The organism is Rhodococcus sp. MTM3W5.2, from assembly GCF_001984015.1.
GTDB lineage: Bacteria > Actinomycetota > Actinomycetes > Mycobacteriales > Mycobacteriaceae > Rhodococcus_G > Rhodococcus_G oryzae.
On sequence record NZ_CP019572.1, the window covers coordinates 5,078,973 to 5,101,793 of the forward strand.

24 protein-coding genes and 1 riboswitch are annotated in these 22,821 nt (G+C 70.2%); of the genes, 11 read left to right on the forward strand and 13 right to left on the reverse strand.

Translation table 11 applies throughout. The annotated features are described in order from the left end of the window. Positions 1–6 precede the first annotated feature (6 nt). Positions 7–717 (reverse strand): 2-C-methyl-D-erythritol 4-phosphate cytidylyltransferase, encoded by a 711-nt coding sequence (ispD, locus tag BTZ20_RS23110; protein WP_077042954.1) that lies wholly within the window; start codon positions 715–717, stop codon positions 7–9. Between the two features lie 3 nt (positions 718–720). Further along, positions 721–1,209, reverse strand: a complete 489-nt coding sequence (gene carD / locus BTZ20_RS23115; protein ID WP_007528440.1) for an RNA polymerase-binding transcription factor CarD — start codon at positions 1,207–1,209, stop codon at positions 721–723. Positions 1,210–1,483: 274 nt separating this feature from the next. On the opposite strand from carD, the gene BTZ20_RS23120 reads away from it, so the two are divergent. Next, positions 1,484–2,095 (forward strand): hypothetical protein, encoded by a 612-nt coding sequence (locus BTZ20_RS23120; RefSeq protein WP_077042955.1) that lies wholly within the window; start codon positions 1,484–1,486, stop codon positions 2,093–2,095. A 168-nt stretch (positions 2,096–2,263) separates the two neighbouring features. Further along, a complete protein-coding gene (gene radA, locus BTZ20_RS23125; protein WP_077043923.1) occupies positions 2,264–3,646 on the forward strand; it encodes a DNA repair protein RadA in 1,383 nt (460 codons plus the stop codon). 6 nt (positions 3,647–3,652) lie between these two features. On the opposite strand, the gene BTZ20_RS23130 is transcribed toward radA, so the two are convergent. Then, on the reverse strand, positions 3,653–4,213 hold the full coding sequence (locus BTZ20_RS23130) for a PaaI family thioesterase (RefSeq protein WP_077042956.1): 561 nt from the start codon (positions 4,211–4,213) through the stop codon (positions 3,653–3,655). 185 nt (positions 4,214–4,398) lie between these two features. Between BTZ20_RS23130 and disA the strand changes: the two genes are divergently transcribed. Continuing rightward, positions 4,399–5,484, forward strand: a complete 1,086-nt coding sequence (disA, locus tag BTZ20_RS23135; RefSeq protein ID WP_077042957.1) for a DNA integrity scanning diadenylate cyclase DisA — start codon at positions 4,399–4,401, stop codon at positions 5,482–5,484. Positions 5,485–5,548: 64 nt separating this feature from the next. Here disA and BTZ20_RS23140 read toward each other — a convergent pair whose 3' ends face one another. Together BTZ20_RS23140 and BTZ20_RS23145 are read right to left on the reverse strand one after the other, a co-directional pair. Then, positions 5,549–6,289, reverse strand: a complete 741-nt coding sequence (locus BTZ20_RS23140) for a hypothetical protein (RefSeq protein WP_077042958.1) — start codon at positions 6,287–6,289, stop codon at positions 5,549–5,551. 57 nt (positions 6,290–6,346) lie between these two features. Continuing rightward, positions 6,347–6,973, reverse strand: coding sequence for a carbonic anhydrase (locus BTZ20_RS23145; RefSeq protein ID WP_077043924.1), 627 nt, complete (start codon positions 6,971–6,973; stop codon positions 6,347–6,349). Positions 6,974–7,053: 80 nt separating this feature from the next. On the opposite strand from BTZ20_RS23145, the gene BTZ20_RS23150 reads away from it, so the two are divergent. Next, positions 7,054–7,923, forward strand: coding sequence for an A/G-specific adenine glycosylase (locus BTZ20_RS23150; protein ID WP_077042959.1), 870 nt, complete (start codon positions 7,054–7,056; stop codon positions 7,921–7,923). A 20-nt stretch (positions 7,924–7,943) separates the two neighbouring features. On the opposite strand, the gene BTZ20_RS23155 is transcribed toward BTZ20_RS23150, so the two are convergent. After that, positions 7,944–8,312, reverse strand: a complete 369-nt coding sequence (locus BTZ20_RS23155; RefSeq protein WP_077042960.1) for an Imm51 family immunity protein — start codon at positions 8,310–8,312, stop codon at positions 7,944–7,946. Positions 8,313–8,405: 93 nt separating this feature from the next. Next, entirely contained in the window at positions 8,406–9,293 is an 888-nt protein-coding gene (locus BTZ20_RS23160; RefSeq protein WP_077042961.1) for an NAD(P)-dependent oxidoreductase, read from the reverse strand. A gap of 202 nt (positions 9,294–9,495) precedes the next feature. On the opposite strand from BTZ20_RS23160, the gene BTZ20_RS23165 reads away from it, so the two are divergent. Beyond that, the gene (locus tag BTZ20_RS23165) at positions 9,496–12,621 is read left to right on the forward strand and encodes a BTAD domain-containing putative transcriptional regulator (protein ID WP_223263480.1); all 3,126 of its coding nucleotides are present in this window, start codon (positions 9,496–9,498) and stop codon (positions 12,619–12,621) included. On the opposite strand, the gene BTZ20_RS23170 is transcribed toward BTZ20_RS23165, so the two are convergent. Together BTZ20_RS23170 and BTZ20_RS23175 are read right to left on the reverse strand one after the other, a co-directional pair. After that, positions 12,615–13,379, reverse strand: coding sequence for an alpha/beta fold hydrolase (locus BTZ20_RS23170; RefSeq protein ID WP_077042962.1), 765 nt, complete (start codon positions 13,377–13,379; stop codon positions 12,615–12,617). The two genes, BTZ20_RS23165 and BTZ20_RS23170, sit on opposite strands and share 7 nt — an antisense overlap. Before the next feature lie 50 nt (positions 13,380–13,429). Then, positions 13,430–14,902 (reverse strand): MFS transporter, encoded by a 1,473-nt coding sequence (locus tag BTZ20_RS23175; RefSeq protein WP_077042963.1) that lies wholly within the window; start codon positions 14,900–14,902, stop codon positions 13,430–13,432. Between the two features lie 101 nt (positions 14,903–15,003). On the opposite strand from BTZ20_RS23175, the gene BTZ20_RS23180 reads away from it, so the two are divergent. From BTZ20_RS23180 to BTZ20_RS23190, 3 genes are read left to right on the forward strand one after another with little or no spacing between them, the layout of a single operon-like run. Then, positions 15,004–15,396: a MarR family winged helix-turn-helix transcriptional regulator gene (locus BTZ20_RS23180; protein WP_077042964.1), complete on the forward strand. Its 393-nt coding sequence runs from the start codon at positions 15,004–15,006 to the stop codon at positions 15,394–15,396. Between the two features lie 25 nt (positions 15,397–15,421). Further along, complete coding sequence (mhuD, locus tag BTZ20_RS23185) at positions 15,422–15,739, forward strand: mycobilin-forming heme oxygenase MhuD (protein ID WP_077042965.1); 318 nt, start codon at positions 15,422–15,424, stop codon at positions 15,737–15,739. Positions 15,740–15,787: 48 nt separating this feature from the next. Beyond that, positions 15,788–16,867, forward strand: coding sequence for an alpha/beta hydrolase (locus BTZ20_RS23190; protein WP_077042966.1), 1,080 nt, complete (start codon positions 15,788–15,790; stop codon positions 16,865–16,867). Here BTZ20_RS23190 and BTZ20_RS23195 read toward each other — a convergent pair. Continuing rightward, positions 16,829–17,935 carry a glycosyltransferase gene (locus BTZ20_RS23195; RefSeq protein ID WP_077043925.1) on the reverse strand — a complete coding sequence of 369 codons (1,107 nt, stop codon included), beginning with the start codon at positions 17,933–17,935 and terminating at the stop codon, positions 16,829–16,831. The genes BTZ20_RS23190 and BTZ20_RS23195 overlap by 39 nt on opposite strands. 118 nt (positions 17,936–18,053) lie before the next feature. Next, a riboswitch (cobalamin riboswitch) is annotated at positions 18,054–18,183 on the forward strand. Positions 18,184–18,207: 24 nt separating this feature from the next. Between BTZ20_RS23195 and BTZ20_RS23200 the strand changes: the two genes are divergently transcribed. From BTZ20_RS23200 to BTZ20_RS23210, 3 genes are all read left to right on the forward strand, one after another. Continuing rightward, positions 18,208–18,402, forward strand: coding sequence for a CbtB domain-containing protein (locus BTZ20_RS23200; protein ID WP_027500515.1), 195 nt, complete (start codon positions 18,208–18,210; stop codon positions 18,400–18,402). Then, entirely contained in the window at positions 18,393–19,205 is an 813-nt protein-coding gene (locus BTZ20_RS23205; RefSeq protein ID WP_077042967.1) for a CbtA family protein, read from the forward strand. Before BTZ20_RS23200 ends, BTZ20_RS23205 begins: the two co-directional genes overlap by 10 nt. Positions 19,206–19,363: 158 nt before the next feature. Further along, entirely contained in the window at positions 19,364–19,816 is a 453-nt protein-coding gene (locus BTZ20_RS23210) for a hypothetical protein (RefSeq protein WP_077042968.1), read from the forward strand. On the opposite strand, the gene BTZ20_RS23215 is transcribed toward BTZ20_RS23210, so the two are convergent. The 3 genes from BTZ20_RS23215 to BTZ20_RS23225 all read right to left on the reverse strand — a co-directional run bounded on the left by BTZ20_RS23215 (position 19,813) and on the right by BTZ20_RS23225 (position 22,718). Then, positions 19,813–20,496 carry a DsbA family oxidoreductase gene (locus tag BTZ20_RS23215; protein ID WP_083742988.1) on the reverse strand — a complete coding sequence of 228 codons (684 nt, stop codon included), beginning with the start codon at positions 20,494–20,496 and terminating at the stop codon, positions 19,813–19,815. The two genes, BTZ20_RS23210 and BTZ20_RS23215, sit on opposite strands and share 4 nt — an antisense overlap. A gap of 96 nt (positions 20,497–20,592) precedes the next feature. Next, on the reverse strand, positions 20,593–21,030 hold the full coding sequence (locus tag BTZ20_RS23220) for an OsmC family peroxiredoxin (RefSeq protein WP_077042970.1): 438 nt from the start codon (positions 21,028–21,030) through the stop codon (positions 20,593–20,595). Positions 21,031–21,125: 95 nt separating this feature from the next. Continuing rightward, complete coding sequence (locus BTZ20_RS23225; protein WP_077042971.1) at positions 21,126–22,718, reverse strand: MFS transporter; 1,593 nt, start codon at positions 22,716–22,718, stop codon at positions 21,126–21,128. Between the last annotated feature and the right edge of the window lie 103 nt (positions 22,719–22,821).

Sequence of the window (22,821 nt, forward strand, 5' to 3'; positions counted from 1 at the left end):
GGCTCCCTACTGCTCGATCGGTTCGTCGTTCGCCAGCGCCCTGGCCAGCGCCAGGTCCAGCGGGGTGGTGATCTTGAAGGCCAGCGGATCCCCGACGATGGTCCGGACCCGCCCGCCGATCCGTTCGACAAGGCCCGCGTCGTCGGTGGCAAGCGAGTCGGCGGCCGCGTAGGCGCGCCGCAGCAGATCCGCGGTGAATCCCTGCGGCGTCTGAACGGCTCGCAGCTCCGAGCGTTCCGGGGTGCCGGTCACCGCGCCGAGCAGGTCAACCGTCTTGATGGTGTCGGAGACCGGCAGGGCGGGTACCACCGCATCGCGGCCGGCACGCAGCTCCGCCACGACGCGGGCGATCAGGGGCGGCGGGGTCAGGGCCCGGGCCGCGTCGTGCACGAGCAGCAGGTCGGCGTCCTCGGCGGCCGCGAGCCCCGCACGCACCGAGTCGGTCCGTTCGGCGCCGCCTGCGACGACGTCGACGCCCTCGGGCAACTCCGCGCGCACCGAGTCGATCCGGTCCGCGGGCACGATCACCACGACACGGTCGACGACACCGGACTCGATCAGTCCTTCGACGGCGAGCCGGAGCATGGAGACACCGCGCAGCGTGACGAACGCCTTCGGGATGCCCTCCCCGAGGCGCTCCCCGCGCCCGGCAGCGGGCACCAAAGCAATGACCCGGCCTCCGCTGCGCACTTCGGCCGGGTCAGTCACGTTGTTCATGTGTCAGGACGCTGCTGCGAGAACCTCGTCGAGGATGATCTCGGCCTTGGCGTCGTCGGTGCCCTCGGCGAGCGCGAGCTCACCGACGAGGATCTGACGTGCCTTGGCGAGCATCCGCTTCTCACCCGCGGACAGCCCGCGGTCCTGCTCACGACGCCACAGGTCGCGGACGACCTCGGCAACCTTGTTCACGTCGCCGGAGGCGAGCTTCTCGAGGTTTGCCTTGTACCGGCGCGACCAGTTGGTCGGCTCCTCGGTGTGCGGCGCACGCAACACCTGGAAGACCTTGTCGAGGCCTTCCTGCCCGACAACATCACGGACGCCGACGTACTCGGCGTTATCCGCGGGGACCCGGACGGTCAGGTCGCCCTGAGCGACCTTGAGAACGAGATATTCCTTTTGTTCACCCTTGATGGTGCGAGTTTCGATTGCCTCGATCAGCGCCGCTCCGTGGTGGGGGTATACGACGGTGTCTCCGACCTTAAAAATCATCTGTCCCGTGCCCCTTTCGATCTTCACAGTTTAACACGGGGCCCGGCGGCACAGCTTCCAACGGCCCTGGTCAGGGGCACAGAGGGGTGATCGGAGGGGTTGACAGCCGGACCTGAACGTGCATCCAGTGAGACCCAAACCGACCATCTGGCCTCAGGTTTCGGCGTCGCGAACCCCGCCGCGAAGCCCCGAAGGACGACCCCGGGACCCGGTCCGCAGACCTGACTACTACTCTGCCTAGTGGAGTACGACCCGACGCCGTGGAGGACAACCCGTGACAGCCCTGAATGCGCCGACTCGACGAGTCGCGACCGCCGTTGCCCTGGCCGCAGCCGCGGCGATCTCGCTGTCCGCCTGCAGCGCGGGCCAGATCACCCAGACCGCAACCCAGGTTGCGGCCGTGAACGGCAACTACGCCAACCAGGGTGATATCTCCCTGCGCAACGTGCACATCCTGTACCCCGACAGCGAGGAGTACAGCCTCGAGCCCGGCGGAAAGGCCGCTCTCGCGTTCACCGCGGTGAACAACAACGAGGAGAAGGCCGACCGCCTGACCAAGATCACCACCGATGCGGCCGACTCGGTCACCATCGCGGGCGAGGTGGGCGGCCGGATCATCGATCCGCAGACCTCCCTCGGCGCAGGCACCCGCGCCGCGACCGTCCTCGACAACCCCGAGGACCCCACCCAGCTGATCCTGGTGGTGCTCAACGACATCAACGAGGGCGTCTACCCCGGCCTGACGGTCCCGATCACCTTCAGCTTCGAGCGCGCGGGTGACATCGTCGTCTCGGTGCCGGTCGATGCGGGGCCGAAGACCGAGCGCCACGAGTCGGACAAGTCCGGCAACGCAGGCGCCGAGCCCCTCGGCAGCGGCGGACACTAGTCCCCACGGTTCAACGAGAACGGCCCCGACGCTCAGCGTCGGGGCCGTTCTCGTTGTTGCGGCGCAACATGTTTCGGCCCGGATGACATCCCCGGCCGCGCCGCTCCTGCCGCACTGCGGCGGTGCCGCTCCGCCTGCACTGTCGGACCCCACGCCTAGGCTGCGGTGGTGGCCAAACCCAAATCGAGCTTTCGCTGCTCGTCCTGTCAGCACTCGATGGCCAAATGGGTCGGCCGCTGCCCCGACTGCGGGTCGTGGGGCTCGATCGAGGAGGTGGCAGTACTCGCCGCCGTCGCGAGCAGGCCGGGCGCCACCGCTGCCCGCGGCGTGTCCATGGTGCCGACCTCCCCGGCGACCCCGATCTCTCAGATCAACGGCACCTCCACGAGGGCCAAACCCACGGGTGTGTCCGAGCTCGACCGGGTGCTCGGCGGCGGCCTGGTCCCCGGTTCGGTGGTACTGCTCGCAGGCGAGCCCGGCGTCGGCAAGTCGACCCTGCTCCTCGAGGTCGTGCACCGGTGGGCGCAACGCGACCCGCAGGACCGCGCCCTCTACGTCACCGGCGAGGAGTCGGCCGGGCAGGTCCGGCTCCGGGCCGACAGGACCAACTCCGTGCACGAGCGGGTGTTCCTTGCCGCCGAATCGGACCTGGCCACCGTGTTCGGGCACGTCGAGCAGGTCCGCCCGACGCTCCTGATCGTGGACTCCGTGCAGACGATGCTCGCCGCCGATGTCGAGGGCGTGGTCGGCGGCGTCACCCAGGTCCGCGCCATCACCAGCGCGCTCACCTCACTGGCGAAGTCCAGCGGCATCCCGGTGCTGCTGATCGGACACGTCACCAAGGACGGCGCGGTTGCCGGGCCGCGCGCCCTGGAGCACCTGGTGGACGTGGTGCTGCACTTCGAGGGCGACAAGCACTCGACCCTGCGCATGGTGCGGGGCGTCAAGAACCGCTTCGGCGCGGCAGACGAGGTGGGCTGTTTCGAGCTTCGCGAGGACGGCATCGAATGCGTCAGCGACCCGTCCGGGCTCTTCCTGCACCATCGCGACGACACCGTCCCCGGCACCGCCGTCACCGTCACCATGGACGGCAAGCGCCCGCTGCTCGGCGAGGTACAGGCACTCGTCGCGACCTCGCACAACCCCTCGCCCCGGCGCGCGGTCAGCGGCATGGACTCGGCGCGGGTCTCGATGGTGCTGGCCGTGCTCGAACGTCGATGCGGGGTCAAGGTCTCCGACAAGGAGGTGTACGCGGCGACGGTCGGCGGAATGCGGCTGACCGAACCGTCCGCGGACCTGGCCCTGGCCGTCGCGGTGGCATCCGCCTTCAAGGACGCGGCGCTGCCGCCGGGAGTGGTGGTGCTCGGCGAGGTCGGGCTGGCGGGCGAGGTGCGCCGGGTCACCGGCGTAGACCGGCGGCTCGCCGAGGCGAAGCGGCTCGGCTTCACCCACGCGGTGGTGCCCCGCGACTCCGGGACACCGCCGCAGGGGATGCGCGCCACCGAGGTCACCAATCTCGGCGAGGCCCTGCGGGTGCTGCCCCGGGGCTGAGCGGACCTACAGCGAGGAGGACGTGCCGAACGGCGAGGTCGCGTCGCCGTCCACGAAGTCCTGCATCGGCGCGAAGTGCTCGGGCTTGATGGTCAGGAACAGTCCGCGGGAGGTGGCGACGATGTCGTCACCTGCGGTCGGTCCCTCGACGATCCGGGCCTCTGCGGTGGTGTAGACCTTGCGCCGGACCATGCCGTCGATCCGGGCGCGGAACTCGAGCACCGATCCGAGCGGGATCGGCTTCGCGAAATCGATCTCCAGGTGACCGGTGACCACGGGGCCGCCGAGCACCATGCAGGCCATACCCTGAACCTCGTCGAAGGCGACGGACAGGATGCCGCCATGGATAACCCCTGGTCCGCCCTGGTATCGGTTCGCCACGGTCAGCCTGCCGGACACCTCGAGGCCCTCGCCCGCTGTGAAGGTCATCGCCATCCCTGCGGGCTGGTCGTCGCCGCAGCCGAAGCACTTGGACCAATGCTGCGGAAGGGCCCCTCCCGGCGCGGGAAAGAAGTCGGGGCGGATCGGCAACACGAGATCATCGGGCAAGGTCCAGGTACTACTCACGGCTAACAAAGTATCGGTTCGCCGATCGCGGTCCCGACGCGCCCCTGGCCTGCCCCGCACCGGCGCGTCCGGCCCCGGGGAGGCCGTCGCCTCTCCCCGCTGGGTAACCTGGACGCGAAGCGACGGCGGATCGACCGACTCCGCCCGGCGATGAGGCGCCGCGCACGCGAGCGAGGGGGACGGCAATGGACGACGCCACGCCGTCTGCCACCGTCCGCGAAACGATCGCTCGGCTGGCGCCGGGGACCGAGCTCCGCGACGGCCTGGAACGGATCATGCGCGGCCGCACCGGCGCCCTGATCGTGCTCGGCTACGACGCCGAGATCGAGGAACTCTGCGACGGCGGCTTCGAGCTGGACGTCGAATTCGCACCGACCCGGCTGCGGGAGCTCTCCAAGATGGACGGGGCCGTGGTGTTGTCCACCGACGGCACCCGCATCGTGCGGGCCAACGTGCAGCTGGTCCCCGACTACAAGATCCCGACCGTGGAATCCGGCACCCGGCACCGCGCGGCGGAGCGGACCGCGATCCAGACCGGCTACCCGGTGGTCTCGGTGAGCCAGTCGATGAGCATCGTCAGCGTGTACGTCGGTGGCATCCGGCACGTGCTGGAGGGCTCGCCGACCATCCTGTCGAGGGCGAACCAGGCCGTCGCGACGCTCGAGCGGTACAAATCCAGGCTCAACCAGGTCACCAACCAGCTCTCCGTCGTGGAGATCGAGGACTTCGTGACCCTGCGCGACGCCCTCACCGTCGTGCAGCGGCTCGAGATGGTGCGCCGGGTGTCGGTGGAGATCGAGCGCGACGTGCTCGAGCTCGGCACCGACGGCAGGCAGCTCGCCCTGCAGCTGGAGGAACTGGTCGGCGACAACGACATCGCCCGTCAGCTGGTGGCCCGCGACTACCTGGCCGGCCAGGGCCAGGCCCCGACCGAGGCCGTCGAGCGAACCCTCCAGGCGCTCGACAAGCTCACCGACGCGGACCTGCTCGACCTGACCACGCTGGCCCGCGCCTACGGCTACCCGGCGACCATCGAGGCGCTCGAGGCGCCGATGAGCCCGCGCGGGTACCGGGTGCTGACCCGGGTGCCGCGCCTGCAGTTCCACCAGATCCACCGGCTGGTCGGATCGTTCGGCACCCTGCAGGGCCTGCTCGCCGCGACCGCGGCCGACCTGCAGTCGGTGGAGGGCATCGGCGGGCTGTGGGCCCGGCACATCCGGGAGGGCCTGTCCCGCCTCGCCGAGACATCGATCTCCGGCCCGTTCGACTGACCGCGAAACCGTGCCCGATCGGTACCCCAACCGGGTACGGATCGCGCACGGCCGCGGAGCGGCGTCAGCTGATGTTGAACGGCTCCGGGGTGCTGCGCAGCGCGCCGAGCTGGCCGACGACCGTGTAAGCGCCCGGACCGACCGGGTTACGCGGGGCGGTGCAACCGGGCTCGGACGTGGCGCCCGACCATTTGACCGTGAACGCTGCCTGCTCGCCGGGCTTGAGGGAGCGGATGTCCGGCGCCGTGTTGGGGAAGCAGTCCGTGTTCGACCAGATCCGCTGCTGCCCGTCCAGGCTGTAGACCAGCACCTGCTGCATGCCCGCGCCGAGATCGCGCTCGCAGGTCGCGGAGCCGATGTTGGTGACCACGATGCCGAACTGCGGCTCCTGACCCGCCGGATAGTTCGGCTGGTTCGAGCTGGCCTTGATCGCGAGCGACTGGTCGGGGCACTGGCCCGCGGGGACCACGGCCGACGAGGACGCCGCCGCCTCACCCGAGACGGAACCGGACACCGCGGTGTCCCCGCCCGAACCGCCGGACCCCGAACCGGACGCGGACGCCTCACCGGATCCGGAACCGGATCCGCCCCCGTCGCCTGCGGAACTGGGCGCCGCCTGGCCGGAGGAGGTGCTGCTCTGCGAGCTGCTGGCGGCCGCGGCCTCGGCCTCGGGGTCGTCTCCGCCGCCGCCGAGCGACGTCACGATCCAGACAAACAGGATGAGCGCGACCACACCCGCCCCGATCGCGAGCGCGCGTCGTCGCCAGTAGATCTCGGGGGGCAGCGGCCCGTTTGGTTCCAACACAGAACCCACGTTAGGTCCCCGGGCCCGGGCGGACCTCCACCAGCCCCGGCGTGTCGCTCAGTCGGCGACCTCACCGATGTCGCCGACCGAGTTCCGCAGGTGCACTCGACCGTCGGAGAGCTTGTACGTGACGCCGACGATGGCGCAGGTACCCGCCTCCACACGATCGGCGATGATCCGCGAGCGCTGCATCAACAGGTCGCCGGTCTCCACAACGTGCCTGGCCTCGAGCTCGTCGATTTCGGTGAGGCCCTCATTGCGGCCCATCAGGATCGACGGCGCGACTCGCTCGACGACGTCCCGGATGAAGCCGTTCGGGATCGCCCCCTTGTCGAGCGCGTCGAGGGTCGCCTTGACCGCGCCGCAGCTGTCGTGGCCGAGGACCACGATCAGCGGCACGTTGAGGATCTCCACCGCGTACTCGATGGAGCCGAGCACGGAACCGTCGATGACGTGGCCTGCCGTGCGCACCACGAACATGTCGCCGAGACCCTGGTCGAAGATGATCTCTGCGGCCACGCGTGAGTCACCGCAGCCGAACAGCACCGCCGTCGGGTGCTGTCCGTCGACGAGTTTCGCCCGGTCGGCGATGCCCTGGCTGGGGTGCAGCGAGGCGTCGTTCACGAAGCGGTCGTTACCCTGCTTCAGTGCCTTCCAGGCCGAGATGGGATTCGAGTTAGGCATGTCAGCCATTGTGCACCCGGCACTTTCTGCGATTCGTTGGCCACCTGGCAAAACAGTGAAATGGGAGGTGTGAAGTTCAAGTGAACACCTCCGCACTGATCGCATGGTACGAGCGTCAGGCCCGTGACCTGCCATGGAGGCGCGAGGGCGTCACCGCGTGGCAGATCCTGATGAGCGAGATCATGCTGCAGCAGACACCGGTGGTCCGCGTCGCGCCGATCTGGGAGCAGTGGGTGCAGCGCTGGCCGGTGCCCTCGTTGATGGCCGCGTCGAGCCAGGGCGAGGTGCTGCGCGCCTGGGGCAAGCTCGGCTACCCGCGCCGGGCCCTGCGGCTGCACGAATGCGCGCGGGTGCTGGCCGCCGAACACGGCGACGAGGTACCTGCCGACGTGGATGTGCTGCTCGGCCTGCCTGGAATCGGCGCGTACACCGCCCGGGCGGTGGCCTGTTTCGCTTACGGGCAGCGGGTCCCGGTGGTGGACACCAACGTCCGGCGCGTGGTGGCCAGGGCCGTGCACGGCGCCGCTGAGCCCGGCAATCCGTCCACCACCCGCGACCTCGCCGACGTCGACGCACTGCTCCCGAGGACCAGGGCGAGTGCCGCGGTGTTCTCGGCCGCGCTGATGGAGCTGGGCGCGACCGTCTGCACCGCGCGCAACGCCGACTGCGACCGCTGCCCGCTGAGCGACTGCGCGTGGGTGAGCGCGGGTCGCCCCGCGCACACCGGACCGGCGCGCAAGGTGCAGAAGTTCGCGGGCACCGACCGTCAGGTCCGCGGCCTGCTGCTGGACGTGCTGCGGGAGACCCACGCGCCGGTCGAGCGGGCGCGGCTCGACCAGGCGTGGCTGACGGACCCCGCGCAGCGGGACCGGGCGTTGGACTCGCTACTGGTCGACGGGCTTGTCGAACAGACCGAGGACGGGCTGTTCGCGCTCGCAGGGGAAGCCTGACGGCAGTCGCGGGACCCGGCCTAGTCGTCGTCGACGCCGAGTTCGACGGCCCGGGTCAGCGCGGCGTCGAGGGCGTCCGCGTCGAGCACCAGGGTGTGCAGGGTCCTCGCCGCGACGAGCAGTGCATCGAGATCGTTGCCGTAGACGCTCACCATGCCTGCCTCCGGGTCGAAGCCGACCGCGCCGAGGGTGGCGGGGGCCCGGTCGGTGAGCACCGCTCGGAGGGCACCTGCGAACTCGTACCCGGAGCCCTCGATGCCGTGCGCCTCCAACGCGGATCGGTGCTGGTGATACTCCGGACCGCCGGGCGAGTAGATGATGCTGGAACTGCTGTCGCCGGAGACGAGAAGGACCGGACCGAGTGCGTCGAAATCGCTGGGCGTTGCCATGCCGAGACCGTACCCAGACGGTGCGACAGCGCGCCGTTGCCTGCGACGCGCGCTGCCCGAACATCCGCCGCGGGCCCCCGACGCCCTCGGCGATCAGCGGTTCGTCGCGGGCTTGCGGATCACCTCGAACAGGCTGGTCCAGCTGTCCCGACCGTGGCCTGCCGCGATAGCCCGGTCGTAGTGATCCTTCACCGCGAGTGGCAGCGCGAGATCGATGCCGGCGGCGCGGCTGGCCCCGACGATGTGATCGGCGGTCGCCCCCATCATGACGACGTTGGCGCCGTCGTCGCGATGATCACCGAGGTCGAACCTGCTCGCGGACTCCTGCAGCATCGCCGAGGCGAGGCCGAACGTCTCAGCCGAGTACGGAGCGAGCTCCGCGGCGGTCACCCCCGCCGATCCGACCAATGCGGCGGCGTGTGCAAAGCTCGACAACGCCGTCAGGAAGACGTCGAGCTGCGCCTGGTACCAGAGTTGCGCGAGCGCCGGGTCCTCGCCACGGTAGTCGGGCCTGCCGATCACGGCCAGGGTCTGCCGGTGTGCGTCCATCGTCGCCTCGGCGCCGCTGTAGAAGACGTAGGCGCCCTCGCCCCCGACCATCGGTGCGGGCACCATCACCCCTCCGACCAGGAGATCGGCGCCCCGATCGGCGAGCCAGCTGCCCGCCTCCCTCGTTGCCTCGGGGGTGTCCGAGCTGAGGTTGACCACCACCCGTCCGGCCAGTGCGTCCCCGACGGTGTCGAGGATGTCGTACATGGCGCCGTAGTGGGTCAGGCTCAGGATCACCAGCCCGCTCGCCTGCACGGCCTCCGTGGGCGTCTCCGCTCGTGTCGCGCCCCTCGCGACCAATTCGTCGGCGCGGCTCGCCGTCCGGTTCCACACCGTCACCGGGTGCCCCCTGTCGAGATAGGCGCCGACCATGGCCCGCCCCATCGGTCCGAGTCCGATGACCGTGACCGGGGTGTTCGCGCTGTCGCTCATCGTGTGTCCTTCGTTCGTATGACTGTGTGCTGCTGCCGGATCCGAGCCTGCGCGTACGCCCTTGCGTATCGCTTGTGGTCCGCTGGCGTATGGGGCCGCTGTCGGTGACCTGCACTACCGTTGCCTGCATGCGGTTCGGAGTCCTTGGCCCCTACGCGCCGAGGCCGCACTCGGCCGGCCGATCGCGATCACCGAACGCAAGGTGCGCGCGCTGCTGGCGGCCCTGCTGGTGCATCCGGGCAAGCCGGTGTCCGCGGACCGACTGATCGAGGCGCTGTGGGGCGACGAACCGCCGCCGAGCGCGCCGAGCACCCTGCAGACCAAGATCTCGTTGCTGCGCCGTGCGCTCGAGCAGGGCGAGCCAGGAGGCAGGGAACTCGTCGCGTTCGAGGCATCCGGCTACCTGCTCAGGGTCGATTGCGATGCGGTGGACGCGATCCGATTCGAACAGCTGGCGGCAAGGGCACGGGCCGAGCCCGACCCGAGATCTCGGGTCGCGCTGATCGGTCAGGCCCTCGAACTCTGGCGCGGTCCGGCATTCGCCGGCTACGCCGAGGAGCCGTTCGCCCGAGCCACCGCCACCCGGCTCGAGGAAGGGCGGCTCACCGCGGTGGAGGAGCAGGCGGAGGCCCGCCTCGCGCTCGGCGATGATGCGGCTCTCGTCGCCGAGCTGGCCGGACTGGTCGATCGACATCCCCACCGGAACAGGTTGCGCGGGGCCCATATGCGGGCGCTCTATCGCGCCGGGAGGCAGCAGGAGGCGCTCGCGAGCTACGCGCGGCTGCGCGAGGCCCTGTCCGAGGATTTCGGCCTCGACCCCGATCCGGAACTCGTCGCGCTGCACGGCGCGATCCTGCGTCACGACCCCGCGTTGGGGCCGCCGAGCGCGGCGCGGCCCGTACCACGCGGCAACCTGCCTGCGGCGATCACCGCCCTGATCGGGCGCACGGAGGCGGTGGCGGGCGTCCGCGCCGCGCTGGACGACTCCCGACTGGTCACGCTCACCGGTCCAGGTGGCGTCGGAAAAACTCGACTCGCCGTGGAAACCGCACGGCAGCTGCAGGATTCGACACCGGACGGCGTCTGGCTGGTGGAGCTGGCTTCGACGGATCCCGACACCGAGGCAATCGCCGACGCGATGCTGACCGCCCTCGCCATCCGAGAGCACACCCCGACCCTGGCCGTTCCCGCGCAGGAACCCACCGCTCCCCTCGCACGCCTGACCGAGGCCCTGCGGACCAGGAACGCGCTGCTGGTGGTCGACAACTGCGAGCACCTGGCGACCGAGGCGGGGTTGATCGCCGGACACCTCCTCGCTGCTGCGCCCGGCCTGCGAATCCTCGCAACCAGCCAGTCACCACTGGCGATCATGGGCGAAACCCTCTGGGCTGTAGATCCGTTGAGCCTTCCCACCGACCCCGGGTCGGTCGCCGCATCGAGCGCGGTGGAACTGTTCGTGACCCGCGCGGCGGCCTCGTCCCACGGCTTCGAGCTGACGGCCGACAACGCCGCGACCGTGGCGGCGATCTGCAGACGGCTCGACGGCATCCCGCTGGCGCTGGAACTGGCCGCGCCGCGCGTCCGGGTGCTCGGCGCTCAGCGCCTGCTCGAGCGACTCGAAGACCGGTTCGGACTGCTGACGACCGGATACCGGGATGCTCCCCCACGACAGCAGACCCTGCGCGCGATGATCGACTGGAGCAGTTCGCTGCTCACCGCCGCCGAACGCACCGTCCTTCGTCGCCTCGCCGTCTACGCGGACGGCTGCACACTCGAATCCGCCGAGGCGGTGTGCTCGGGCGACGGCATCGACGCGGCCGACGTACTCGACCTGCTCACCGGTCTCGTCGACCGCTCACTGGTGACCGTGGCCGACTCGCCGGACGGACTGAGGTACCGGCTCCTGGAGTCGATCCATGCCTATGCCGCCGAACGCCTCGGGGAGGCTGGAGAACACCAGGCGCTGCGCGACCGGCACTGTCGGTACTTCACGGAGCTGGCCGAGACCGCAGGGCCGCACCTGCACCGGGACTCGCAGCGGACGTGGCTGGCGCGACTGGATGCGGAGAGCGCCAACCTGCGCGGTGCCCTCGCCGCCGCCGTCGATCACCCGGACCTCGGGCTGCGCCTGGCCGACGCGTTGACCTGGTACTGGGTACTGCGCGGCCGATTCACCGAGGCGGACCGCTGGCTCGACGCGACGCTGCGGAACGCAGGCGGCACCGACACCCGAATCGCGGTCCGAGCGGCCCACTGGCACAGTGGCATTCGACTGCTCCGCCGCCTGCCCGGCACGTCCGGTCGCCGGGACTCCGACCCCGAGATGCCCCCGATCGTCGGCGAGCTCCCGGGCCGCGGCCGCACCACCTGGTTCCTGGCCTACGCGATGTACGGTGCCGTCGACATGCGTGGCAGTCGAGACCTGGTGGATCGGGCGTTGACCCAGTTGCGCACCGAGGACGACCGGTGGGCCGTGGCCGCCGCCCTGTGTACGCGCGCCCAGTTCCGCGACGGGCCCGACTCGCTCGCGGCGGCCGCCCGCGACGGTGAGCGGAGCCTGGCGATCTTCCGTGAACTCGGCGACCGCTGGGGTCAGGCGCAGGTCGCCTACCCGCTCGCGACCCTCGCCGAGATCGCGGGCGACTACGGGCGCGCACGCGACCTGCACGCCGACGGGCTCCGCGCGGCGCAGGAGCTCGGCCTGTGGCGTGAGGCGACCGATCGATTGTGCGGCCTCGCCCGGATCTCGCTCCTGACAGGCGATCTCGACCGGTCGCGGGAGCTCCACGGACGCTCGCTCCAGATGGCGCTCGAGCACGGGTACCACAACGGAGAGGTGTCCGCGGAGATCGGATTGGGCCTGACGGACCGCCGGGCCGGCCGCTTCGAGGACGCGGAGCCCCGGCTTCGGGCGATGCTCGACTGGGGCAGGCGCAGCGACTTCGGGCCGATCACCACGCTGATGCTCGCCGAGCTCGGGTTCATCGCGGAGCTGCGCGGCGATGCCGACCGCGCGCGGGCCCTGCATTCGGAGGGCTACGCCGAGGCACTGGGCCTCGCGGATCCGCGCGCGGTGGCCCTGGCGATGGAAGGCCTCGCCGGGGCCCACGTGCCTGCCGGGCGTGCCGCGGAGGCCGCCCGGTTGCTCGGCGCCGCCGCGACCGCCCGCGGGTCGGTCGGCGCGCCCCTGCCGTCCGGCGAGCGCGGCGACGTCGACAGGATCACCGCCGCGGCGACGCGGATCCTCGGTACCGAGGCGTTCGAGCGCGAGTTCGCCGCCGGCGCAGCGCAGGACGGACGGGAGTTGGTGGCGAGCCTCAATCACTGACCGGCGGCGTACCCCGGCAACCCGTCGAGGAACGCCTCCACCGCCGCGCGATACTCGACCGGCCGGTCGTCGTGCACCAGGTGACCGGCACCCGCGACCAGCTCGTAGCGCGTCGCCGATTCCCTTGCGGTGTCGGCCATTGCGCGCATCTGCCCGGCCGGGGTGATGGTGAATTCACCCTCCAGCAGCAGGGCGGGCGCGCGGACCGCGGACCACTGCGTCCAGAAATCGCGGGTCCCCCACTCCTCGGAGATATCCCGCCACACCGGCACCTCGCCGTGCAGATGGAAACCGTCGGACCGCTCCTCGAAGGAATCCATGAAGTACTGCGCCGCAACGGGTCCGAAGAAATCGATCATGTGCTCGCGGTCGCGGAACGGCTGCGGCCAGGACCCGATCATCTCGGCCCAGTCGCGCGCGGTGCGCCCCTGGAAGTCGGGCGCCATGTCCTCGACGACGAGCGCGCTGACGCGATCGGGGTGCGCGGCGGCGAAGCACCAGGCGTGCAGCCCGCCCATCGAATGTCCGATGACCACCATCGGCTCGGTGATCGGCGTCAGTGCGGCGGCGAGATCCTCGACGAACGCCTCGGTGGTCAGTTCGGCGGGGGCGGGCCTGCCGTGCCCGGCCGCGTCGAAGGTGTAGACGTGCCCGTGCTCGCGCAGCCACGGCACGTGCCTGCGCCAGGTCCTGGCGCTGCCCATCAATCCGTGGAGCAACAGAATCGGCCGACCGGTCCCACCCTCGTCATGCAGCACGGCACCGAGGTTATCCCGGTGCCGTGCTGCCTCGCGGTCGGTGTGCCCGGTCAGACCCGGCTCGCCTCCGGCACGGCCGAGTAGCGCCGCCCGCGGATCAACGGCCAGACGGTGATCGCCAGCCCGAGCAGCGCCACGCCGGTGACCAGGATCAGGCCCGGGCGGAACTGCTCGAAGCTCGCGGTGCCCGCCCCGGTGTGCGAACCGGCGGTGACGAGCGCGGTGGTCAGCGCGAGCACCAGCGCCGCGCCGACCTGCATCGAGGTCTGCACCAGACCCGAGGCCAGGCCCTGTTCGGAGTCGTCGACGCCCGAGGTGGCCTGGGCCATGATCGAGGTGAAGCCGAACGTGAAACCGAAGCCGAGCAGGATCACGCTTGGCAGGATGGCGACCGCGTACGTCGGCTGATCGCTGCCGACGAACAGGAACCACAGGTAGCCCAGGCTCAGCGAGCCGAGCGCGGCGATGATCATCCGCGGCGTGCCGAACCGGTCGACGAGGCGGCCAACGAAGGGCGAGCCGAACGCGACGATCAGTCCGGCAGGGAGCAGCGCCATCGCCATCTTCAGCGGCGACCATCCGAGCCCGGACTGCAGGAAGATCGTCACCATGAACTGGAAGCTCAGGTAGGAACCGAACAACGCGATGATGCTCAGGTTGGCCCGGACGATCGCGCCCACCTTGAGGATGCTCAGCCGGACGAGCGGATGCGCAATTCGCCTCTCCACCACGACGAACGAGGCCAGCAGCACCGCCGCGAGCGCGAAGAGTCCGAGCGTGAGCGGATCCGCCCAGCCCCGTGCGGGCGCGGAGACCACGGTGTAGACGGCGAGCATCATGCCTGCGACCAGGGTGACCGCGCCGGCCAGATCGTGCCCGCCGGTGTCGGCAGGCCGGTCCCGCGGGATGAGGACGACGGCTGCGGCGAGGGTGGCGACCGCGAACGGCACCGGCATCAGGAACGTCCACCGCCAGCCGGCGCTGGTGAGCAGCCCGCCGAGGATCAGCCCCGACGAGTAGCCGCTCGCACCGAACACGGAGAAGATCGACAGCGCCCGGTTGCGGGCAGGCCCCTCCTTGAAGGTGGTGGTCAGGATCGACATCGCGGTCGGCGCGGTGAAGGCCGCGGCGAGGCCCTTCACGAAGCGGGTGACGATGAGCAGGGTGCCGTTGTCGACGAGCCCGCCGACCAGCGAGGCGACGGCGAAGACCGCCAGCGCCACCAGGAAGACGTTGCGCCTGCCGAGCAGGTCGGCGGTGCGCCCGCCGAGCAGCAGCAGGCCGCCGAAGCCGAGCACGTAGCCGTTGATGATCCACTGCAGTGAGGTGGTGTCGAGGCCGAGTTCGGTGCCGATCGAGGGCAGCGCGACGCCCACCATCGAGACGTCGAGCCCATCGAGGAACATCACGACGCACAGCACCGCGAGGATCCCCCAGAGGCGGGCCGTCCATGCCTGCCCTGCGGCAGGAGCGGTCGAACCCGGCGAGGCGGTGAGGTTCGGAGTGGTTTCGGTGATAGTCACGTCGAGGACTGTATGTGCATGTGCAATCAATGCGCAAGCACTAATTTCGTTAACATTTAATTCGCTTGCATCAATGTGTGGACTGGAACTAGGATGCGGCCATGACGTCAGAAGCTGAGCTCCGCGGCACCTGGCGAGCGCTGCTCGACCGGTACAACGGCATCGCGTGCGACCTCGATCGCCAGATGCAGAACGCGCACGGCCTGAGCATGAGCGACTTCGAGACCCTCGACCGCCTGATGAGCGTCACCTGCAAGCACCCGCGGATGCAGGAGCTCGCCGCGGACATGTACCTGAGCCCGAGCGCCCTCTCCCGGAGCGTCGCGCGGCTGGAGAAGGCGGGGCTGGTTGCACGGTCGCTGTGCGAATCGGATCGTCGCGGGGTTTTCGTCGACGTCACCGACGCCGGCCGCGCGGTCCACGCCGACGCGGGCAAGATCCAATTGGCAGTGCTGACCGAGCATCTCGCCGAACCCGACACCACCGGCGCCTGACCGCGAGCGGAGTACGCTCGCCCGCATGGCAGTCGTGAAGATCAATGCAATCGAGGTTCCCGAGGGCGCAGGCCCCGAGCTGGAGAAGCGCTTCGCGAACCGCGCGCACGCGGTCGAGAACTCCCCCGGCTTCCTCGGCTTCCAGTTGCTGCGCCCCGTCAAGGGCGACGAGCGCTACTTCGTCGTGACGCAGTGGGAATCCGAGGAGGCCTTCAAGGCCTGGTCCGACGGCCCGGCCAGGGCCGCGCACTCGGGTGAGCGCGCCAAGCCGGTGGCAACCGGTGCCTCCCTGCTCGAGTTCGAGGTCGTGCTCGACGTGGCCGCCGCTGCGAAGAACGCCTGAGCCTCGAAACGGGCATCCGCCCCTGGTCGAGCGCGTAGGTTCGCACCTATGGCCCGGGCGATCGACGCCGCGAGGCGGCACACGCTGCAGATCCTCCTGCGGATGCCCGCGGGCGTCCTCCGCCGCATGGCGGGGCGTCCGGTGGAGATCGAGGGCAACGTCCTCGACCCGGAGATGCAGCTCATCCTCGCTTTGCAGAGGGTCGAGGGCAGGCCCTTCGACGAGCGTCCGATCCCCAGTGGTCGGCGCGCGCTGCTGTCCAGTTCCAGGGCCGTCGGCGGCAATCTACCGATCGGCGCGGTCACCGACCGCGACATCGACGGCCCAGGTGGCCCTCTCCGGCTCCGGTTCTATACCCCGCGCGGCCTGACCACCACGTCGCCCGCGCTGCTCTACGCGCACGGCGGCGGCTGGATCTACTGCGACCTCGACAGCCACGACGCGGTGTGCCGATTCCTGGCCGAACGGGCCGGGGTGCGGGTCGTCGCCGTCGACTACCGGTTGGCCCCCGAGTCGCCCTTCCCCGCGGCGCTGCACGACGTCGAGGCGGCGTACTCGTTCGTGACCGCCAATGCGGCCGGGCTCGGCATCGACCCCGACCGGATCGCCGTAGGCGGCGACAGCGCGGGCGGAAACCTCGCCGCCGTCCTCGCCCAGCGCGCCGCACACGGCGGGCTCGGGGCGCCGCCGGTGTTCCAGTTGCTGATCTATCCCGGGGTGGATGTCGCGGTGAAGCGACCCAGCCGGGCGACCTTCGCGGAATTCTTCCTGACCACACGGTTCATGGACCTCGCCGACGAGAGCTACATCCCGGCGGGCGCAGACCGGACCGATCCGCTGCTGTCACCGATCTATGGCGACCTCACCGGCCTGCCGCCCGCCTACCTGGTGACCGCGGGGTTCGATCCGCTGCGCGACGAGGGCGAGGCCTACGCCGAGAAGCTCCGCGAGGCGGGGGTCGAGGTGCAGTACGTCCTCGAGCCCGGGCTGATCCACTCCTTCGCGAACATGGTGGGAGTCGGTCGGTCGGGACCCGAGGCGATGGGCCGGGCCGCGGCCGCGTTGCGGCGGGCGCTGTCCACCCCGCCGTCAGTTCCCCGCCAGTACCGACAGCATCCCGTCGACTGACGCCGACCAGCTGAACTGTTCGGCCCGCAGTCGGGCGGACTCCCTGCGCGCACCCGCAGGGAGGGCCAGCACCCCGGTGACGGCGTCCGCCAGCGCGACGCCCCGCCCGTGCGCAAGCGCCCCGCAGTCCGGGGTGATGATCTCCGCCAGGGCGGACGATCTGGCCGCGACCACCGGCGTCCCCGCTGCCAGCGACTCGAGTGCCGACAGGCAGAACGTCTCGTGCGGGCCGGGCGCAAGGGTGACGTCTGCGGAGGCGAACAGCGTCGCCAGCCGGCCTGCGTCGCCGATGAACCCAGTGAAGTGCACCGGCAGCTTCCTCGCCCTGTGCCGCAAGGCTTCTCGCTTCGGCCCGTCCCCTGCGATCACCAACCGGATGTCCTGCCCCTGCCCGACGAGGGACCGGACCGCCTCGATGCTGCGTTCGACCTGCTTCTCCACCGACAGCCGTCCGCAGTGCAGCAGCAGCCGTTGCGACGGCCGGGCGTAGTGCTCGCGCACGTCCTCGTCCCGCCGATCCGGATGGAACAGCGTCAGGTCGACGCCAAGCGGAACGCGGAACAGGTTTCCCGCGCCGATCCGGATGAACTCCTCGGACGCGAACGCGGTGGTGCAGACCACCGCATCGAAGTTGCGCACCATCCGCGCGTTGGCGACGTCCGCCCACGAACGCGCCGTACGCGGCGGCAGCACCTGTCCGAGCAGCCGGTCGAGTCGCTCGTGGGACACCACCACGCTCCGTATGTCCCGCCGACGCGCCCACTGCCCGAAGCCGCGCAACGTCAGCCGGTCCGACACCTCGAGGGCGGCCGGGCGCAGCCCCCGCACGACGTCGGCCACCCGTCGCGGGTTGACGGCGCGATAACCGCCGGTGGCCGGGATCGGCACCGCCGCCAGGGTGATCCGGAGGACCCCGCTCGCCATCACCTCCTCGGCATCGCGCCTACCAGGAACAACCAGGATCACCTCGTGCCCGCGTCCGCAGTAGCCGGCGCCCCAGTTGTGCAGCGCGGTGCGCAGCCCGCCCGATCGGGGGCCGTAGAAGTTGGCCAGCTGCACTATTCGCACCGACTCATCGATCCCTGTCGGCATGGCGATCCCGCCAACAGTCGCAGACCGCCCGATGAAGTACGCGCGAACGTCTCGCCGGTCGGCCGAACACGTTGCGATTGACACCACTGTCGGGTGAGTGCGAGAGTGCGCTGGTAATTGCGATGGTTGACGGGAATCCGGTGAGAGTCCGGAGCGGTCGCGCCACTGTGATCGAGGCACACCCTCGACAGCCAGATACCGGGGCCATCGCATGGGCTTTTAAGGGACGCGGAATCCCAGGAGGAACCATGGCACTCGTACACAATCCCAGCACGGCGACCGATTCTGTCGGCATCGCGATGATCATCGCGGGCGTTGTCCTGCTCGCGATGCTGACCCTCTACCTGGTCGGCTTCGACCAGGGTGCGGTCTCGCGCACCGGCATGTACATGCACGAGCTGATGCATGACGGTCGCCACCTGCTGGGCCTGCCGTGCCACTGACCGGAACCTTCAAGAACCTCCTCATCCGCGGCCTGCTGGCCGGCCTAATCGCCGGACTGCTCGCCGGTGCCGTCGCGTTCGTGATCGGCGAACCGCACATCGACGCGGCCATCGCGATCGAGGAGGCCGCGGCCGCGCCCGTCGAACCGCACGGGCACGACGCCGGGACGACAGAGGCCACGACCGGCGCGGAGTCCGGCGGACACTCGCACGGCGATTCCGAGGAGCCGCTGGTCAGCAGGGACGGGCAGCGGTTCGGCCTGTTCCTCGCGACCAGCCTCGCCGGTCTCGCGCTCGGCGCCCTGTTCGCCGCGGTCGCGTACTACGCACGCCGGGTCAGCGGACTGTCCGGACCGATCCTCGCGCTGACCCTTGCCGGTCTCGGCTGGCTTGCGGTCGAGGCGGTGCCGTTCTTCAAGTATCCGGCGAACCCGCCCGCGGTCGGGGACCCGGAGACCATCAACAATCGGACCTGGCTGTGGCTCGCCGCGGTGGTACTCGGCCTGGCCGCGGTGTCGATCGCGGCCTACGTGGCAAAGGTGGTGGCGGCCAACCAGTTCCTGACCGTCCGGATCGCCGCACCGCTGCTCGCCTTCCTTGCCGTCGCCGGAATCGGCTACCTGGTGCTCCCGGACATCAACGAGGTCGGCCCCGACTTCCCCGCCAGCCTGCTGTGGGACTTCCGGGTGTCCTCGCTGACGATCCAGGCCACGTTGTGGCTGGCGCTCGGACTCGGGTTCGCGTTCCTCACCGAGCGTGCCGCGAAGGCGAGCTCCCAGTCGGAGTCGCTGACCGCCCGCTGACGTCACCTCTCGAGCGAAGCGGTGGAGCCCGGTGCATTGCACCGGGCTCCACCGCTTCTTCCGTTGTCCCACACGGTCGACCGATACCGTGGGGTGAGCCCGGATTCACGCCACGGGGTGATGCCCGTTGCCGCCACCGGGCGGCACGCTCGGAAACCATGACCACCACCGAGATCCGCACCCGCCCGCCACGCCAGGTCGAGCACTCCTTCACCCTGCTGTCCGTCGCGTTGCTCGCCGGCATCGTCGAGGCGATCCTCCAGGCCGCTCGCGCGCTCGACGAGGGCGGCGCGAGTCCGTCCGCGATCGCCGTCCAGGGCGCGATCCGGCTGGCGATCTACGGCGCGGTGTACGCGCTCGCCGTCGCGATGCGGCGCGGCTCGAACCCCGCCCGGCTGACCCTGCTGGTCGGCCTCGGGACGATCGGAATCGGGTCGCTGGTCATCGAACCCGCGGCCTGGCTGTTGTCGGCGAACGGATTCGACGTCGCCGACCTCACGGTCGCGTCGACACTCATCGGTCTGGCACGGACCGTCCACCTGATCGCGGTGGTCGCCGGGCTCGGCCTGCTGCTGGGCGCGGGCGCCAGGAGGTACTTCGCGCGCCGCTAGACGGCGCAGGAGTCGTCGGCGCAGCTGCCTGCGTCGTCACCGAGCGTGACGATCGCCCCGGACTGCGCGTAGGCCTGCTCGAGCAGCTGGATGAACACCTCGACGGGCTGCGCGCCGGAGACACCGATCGCCCGGTTGGCGGCGAAGAACGGCACCCCGGTCACGCCGAGCAGGCGCGCCTCCTCGATGTCCCCGCGCACCTGCTCCGCCGCGGCGTCGGTCTCGAGCGCTGCGCGGATCGCGGTCGCGTCGAGCCCGCTCTCGGCGGCGATCGCGACGAGTTCGTCGCGGTCGTCCACCACCCGGCCGTCGGTGAAATGGGCGCGGAACAGCGCCTCCATCACGTCCACGCTCCTGTCCCCCGCGAGGTGGACCAGCCGGTGGGCGTCGAAGGTGTTCGCAGCGATCACGGTGTCGAAGTCCATCGTGAGGCCGTCGGCCGCAGCGGTGGACGCGACGTGGGCGAACATCTGCCTGATCTGATCGGCGGGCAGGCCCTTGTGCCGGGCCAGCGCCTCGAGCTCGCTGGCCCTGGCGCCGATCGGCGTCTCGGGGGCCAGCTGGTAGGAACGCCACACCACCCGCACCTGGTCACGGTGCTCGAACTTCTCCAGCGCGGCCGCGAAGCGGCGCTTACCGATGTAGCACCACGGGCAGGCGATATCCGACCAGATCTCCATCACCACGGCGGGCTCGGTGGCTGATTCGGGCTGGCTGTTCGTTTCGAGGCTCACAGATGGTTGAAACGTCCACCATCGCGATTCTGTTCCTGGGCCCTAGGTGACCAGCGCCGCATCGAGGGTGATCGGGACCCCGGTCAGGGCCTTGCTCACCGGGCAGGTCTGCTTGGCTGCCTGCGCCGCCGCGGCGAACCCGTCGGCGTCGAGTCCGTCGACCTCGCCCCTGACGGTGAGCGCGATCCCGGTCAGCTTGAATCCGGGGTCATCGGGGCCCAGCGTGACGTCCGCTGTTACCTCAAGGCTCTGTGGGGTGCCGCCCGCCTCGGCGATCAATGCGGAGAGCTGCATGGCGTAGCAGGAGGTGTGCGCCGCGGCGATCAACTCCTCCGGGCTCGTGGTCCCGTCGGCGTCGTCGGCGGCACGCTTGGGGAACGAGACCTCGAAGGTGCCCGCACCTGAACTGCTGAGTTCGACCTGACCGGACCCGTCCTGCAGGGTGCCGTTCCAGGCCGTGCGGGCGGTGCGTGTAGGCATGGGTGTTCCTTCCGTCGGGCGTGAGTGCGGTCAGGACCAGTGTTCCCCGCGTGCGCACCCGGGAACACCCGAATCCGGCACACCGGTCGCAGGCGCTATTGCGCGCCGCTCGACTGCTCCGCGGCGGTGTCCGTCTCGTGGTAGCGCGCCAGCAGGTTTCGTTCCTCATCGCGCTTCGGGAACGCGAAGAAGACGAGGGCGGCGCCGACCAGCACGATGAGGATCGCCGCCGCATAGGCCTTGGTGTCGCCGTCGAGGAAGGCCGAACGCGCGGCGCTCATGATCGGCTCCGCGTACTGCGGATACCGCTCCGCGATGTTCGCGGCGCCCGCGAACGACTTCTCCAGGGTGGATTCCACCTCCGAGCTCACCTGACTCGCCTCCGGCGTCGCGTTGATCGCCGCGGTGAACGAGGCCGTGTAGCCGGCCGTGAGGAGCGCGCCGAGCACGGACTGCACGATGGCGCCGCCGAGGTCGCGCTGCAGATCGGCCGTGCCCGAGGCCATCCCGGCCCGGGACACCGGCACCGAGCCGGTCAGCGACCGGGAGGCAGGCGTCCCCGCGAGCCCCACCCCGATGCCGAGGAAGATGTAGCCGAGCGCGATCTTCCAGTACTGCGCGTCCTCCTTCCACAGCAGCAGCGCCACCAGGAGTCCCGCCACGATGGCCGTATACCCGAGCAGCAGGGTGAGCCGGGCACCGTGGGACTCGACCAGCTTTGCCGATTGCGGCGCGACCAGCACCATCACCGCGGCTGCCGGCAGCCCTGCCGATCCCGCCGCGAGCGTCGAATATCCCAGCACGTTCTGCATGAACTGCTGCCCGATGTACATCGTGCCCATCAGGGTTCCGAACACCACGATGCCCGCAACCGCGGCCACCCAGAAGATCCGTCGACTCGCGATCCGCAGGTCGAACAGCGGTGCGGGCGCCCGCAGCTGCCGGAACACGAAGACCGCGCCTGCCGCCAGCGCGATGATCAGCAGCCCCACCGCGGTCGCGCCCATCCCGTCGACCGGCGCGAAGTTGATACCGAGGACCAGTGCGGCGACCAGTACGACGGACACCATGCCGCCGAGATGATCGACGGGATCGGTCGACTCGTTGACATGGCTGGGCACGAAGGTGATCGCCAGGACGAGCGCGATCAACGCCAGGGGCAGCGTGATGAAGAAGACCGAGCCCCACTCGAACCACTGCAGCAACGCCCCGGATGCGAGCGGCCCCAGCGCCGAGATGCCGCCGCCGATCGCCGACCACAGCGCGATCGCCTTGGTCCTCGCGGCGCCGGACCACAGCGCCGTGATCAGTGCCAGCGTGGTCGGGAAGGCCAGCCCCGCGCTGATGCCGCCGAACAGCCGGGCCAGGAACAGCACCTCGACGTTCGGCGCGAAGGCGGCGACCAGGCTGGCCGGTATCGACAACACCATGCCGAGCACCAGCATCGTCTTGCGGCCGTACCGGTCGCCGAGGGCACCGAGGTACAGCACCGACGCGGCCAGACCGACCGAATAGCCGACCGCGATCAGGTTCAGCTGGGTCTGGCTGGCGTCGAACGCCTTTCCGATGTCCGGTAGCGCGACGTTCGCAACCGCGAGGTTCAGGTTCGCCACAGCGGCGACGATGATGAGCGAGAGCAGGACGAACGGGGCCCGCGTGGGCCGGTCGCCGGGGGTAGTGATCGCCACCCGCCAAGTTCACACCAAGATCGGGCCGCTGCAGCGTCGGCGCGCCCACATCCCTCTTCGGGACTCCCCGAAAAAGCCGGGATCGGCGCGGACCCGCGGTGTA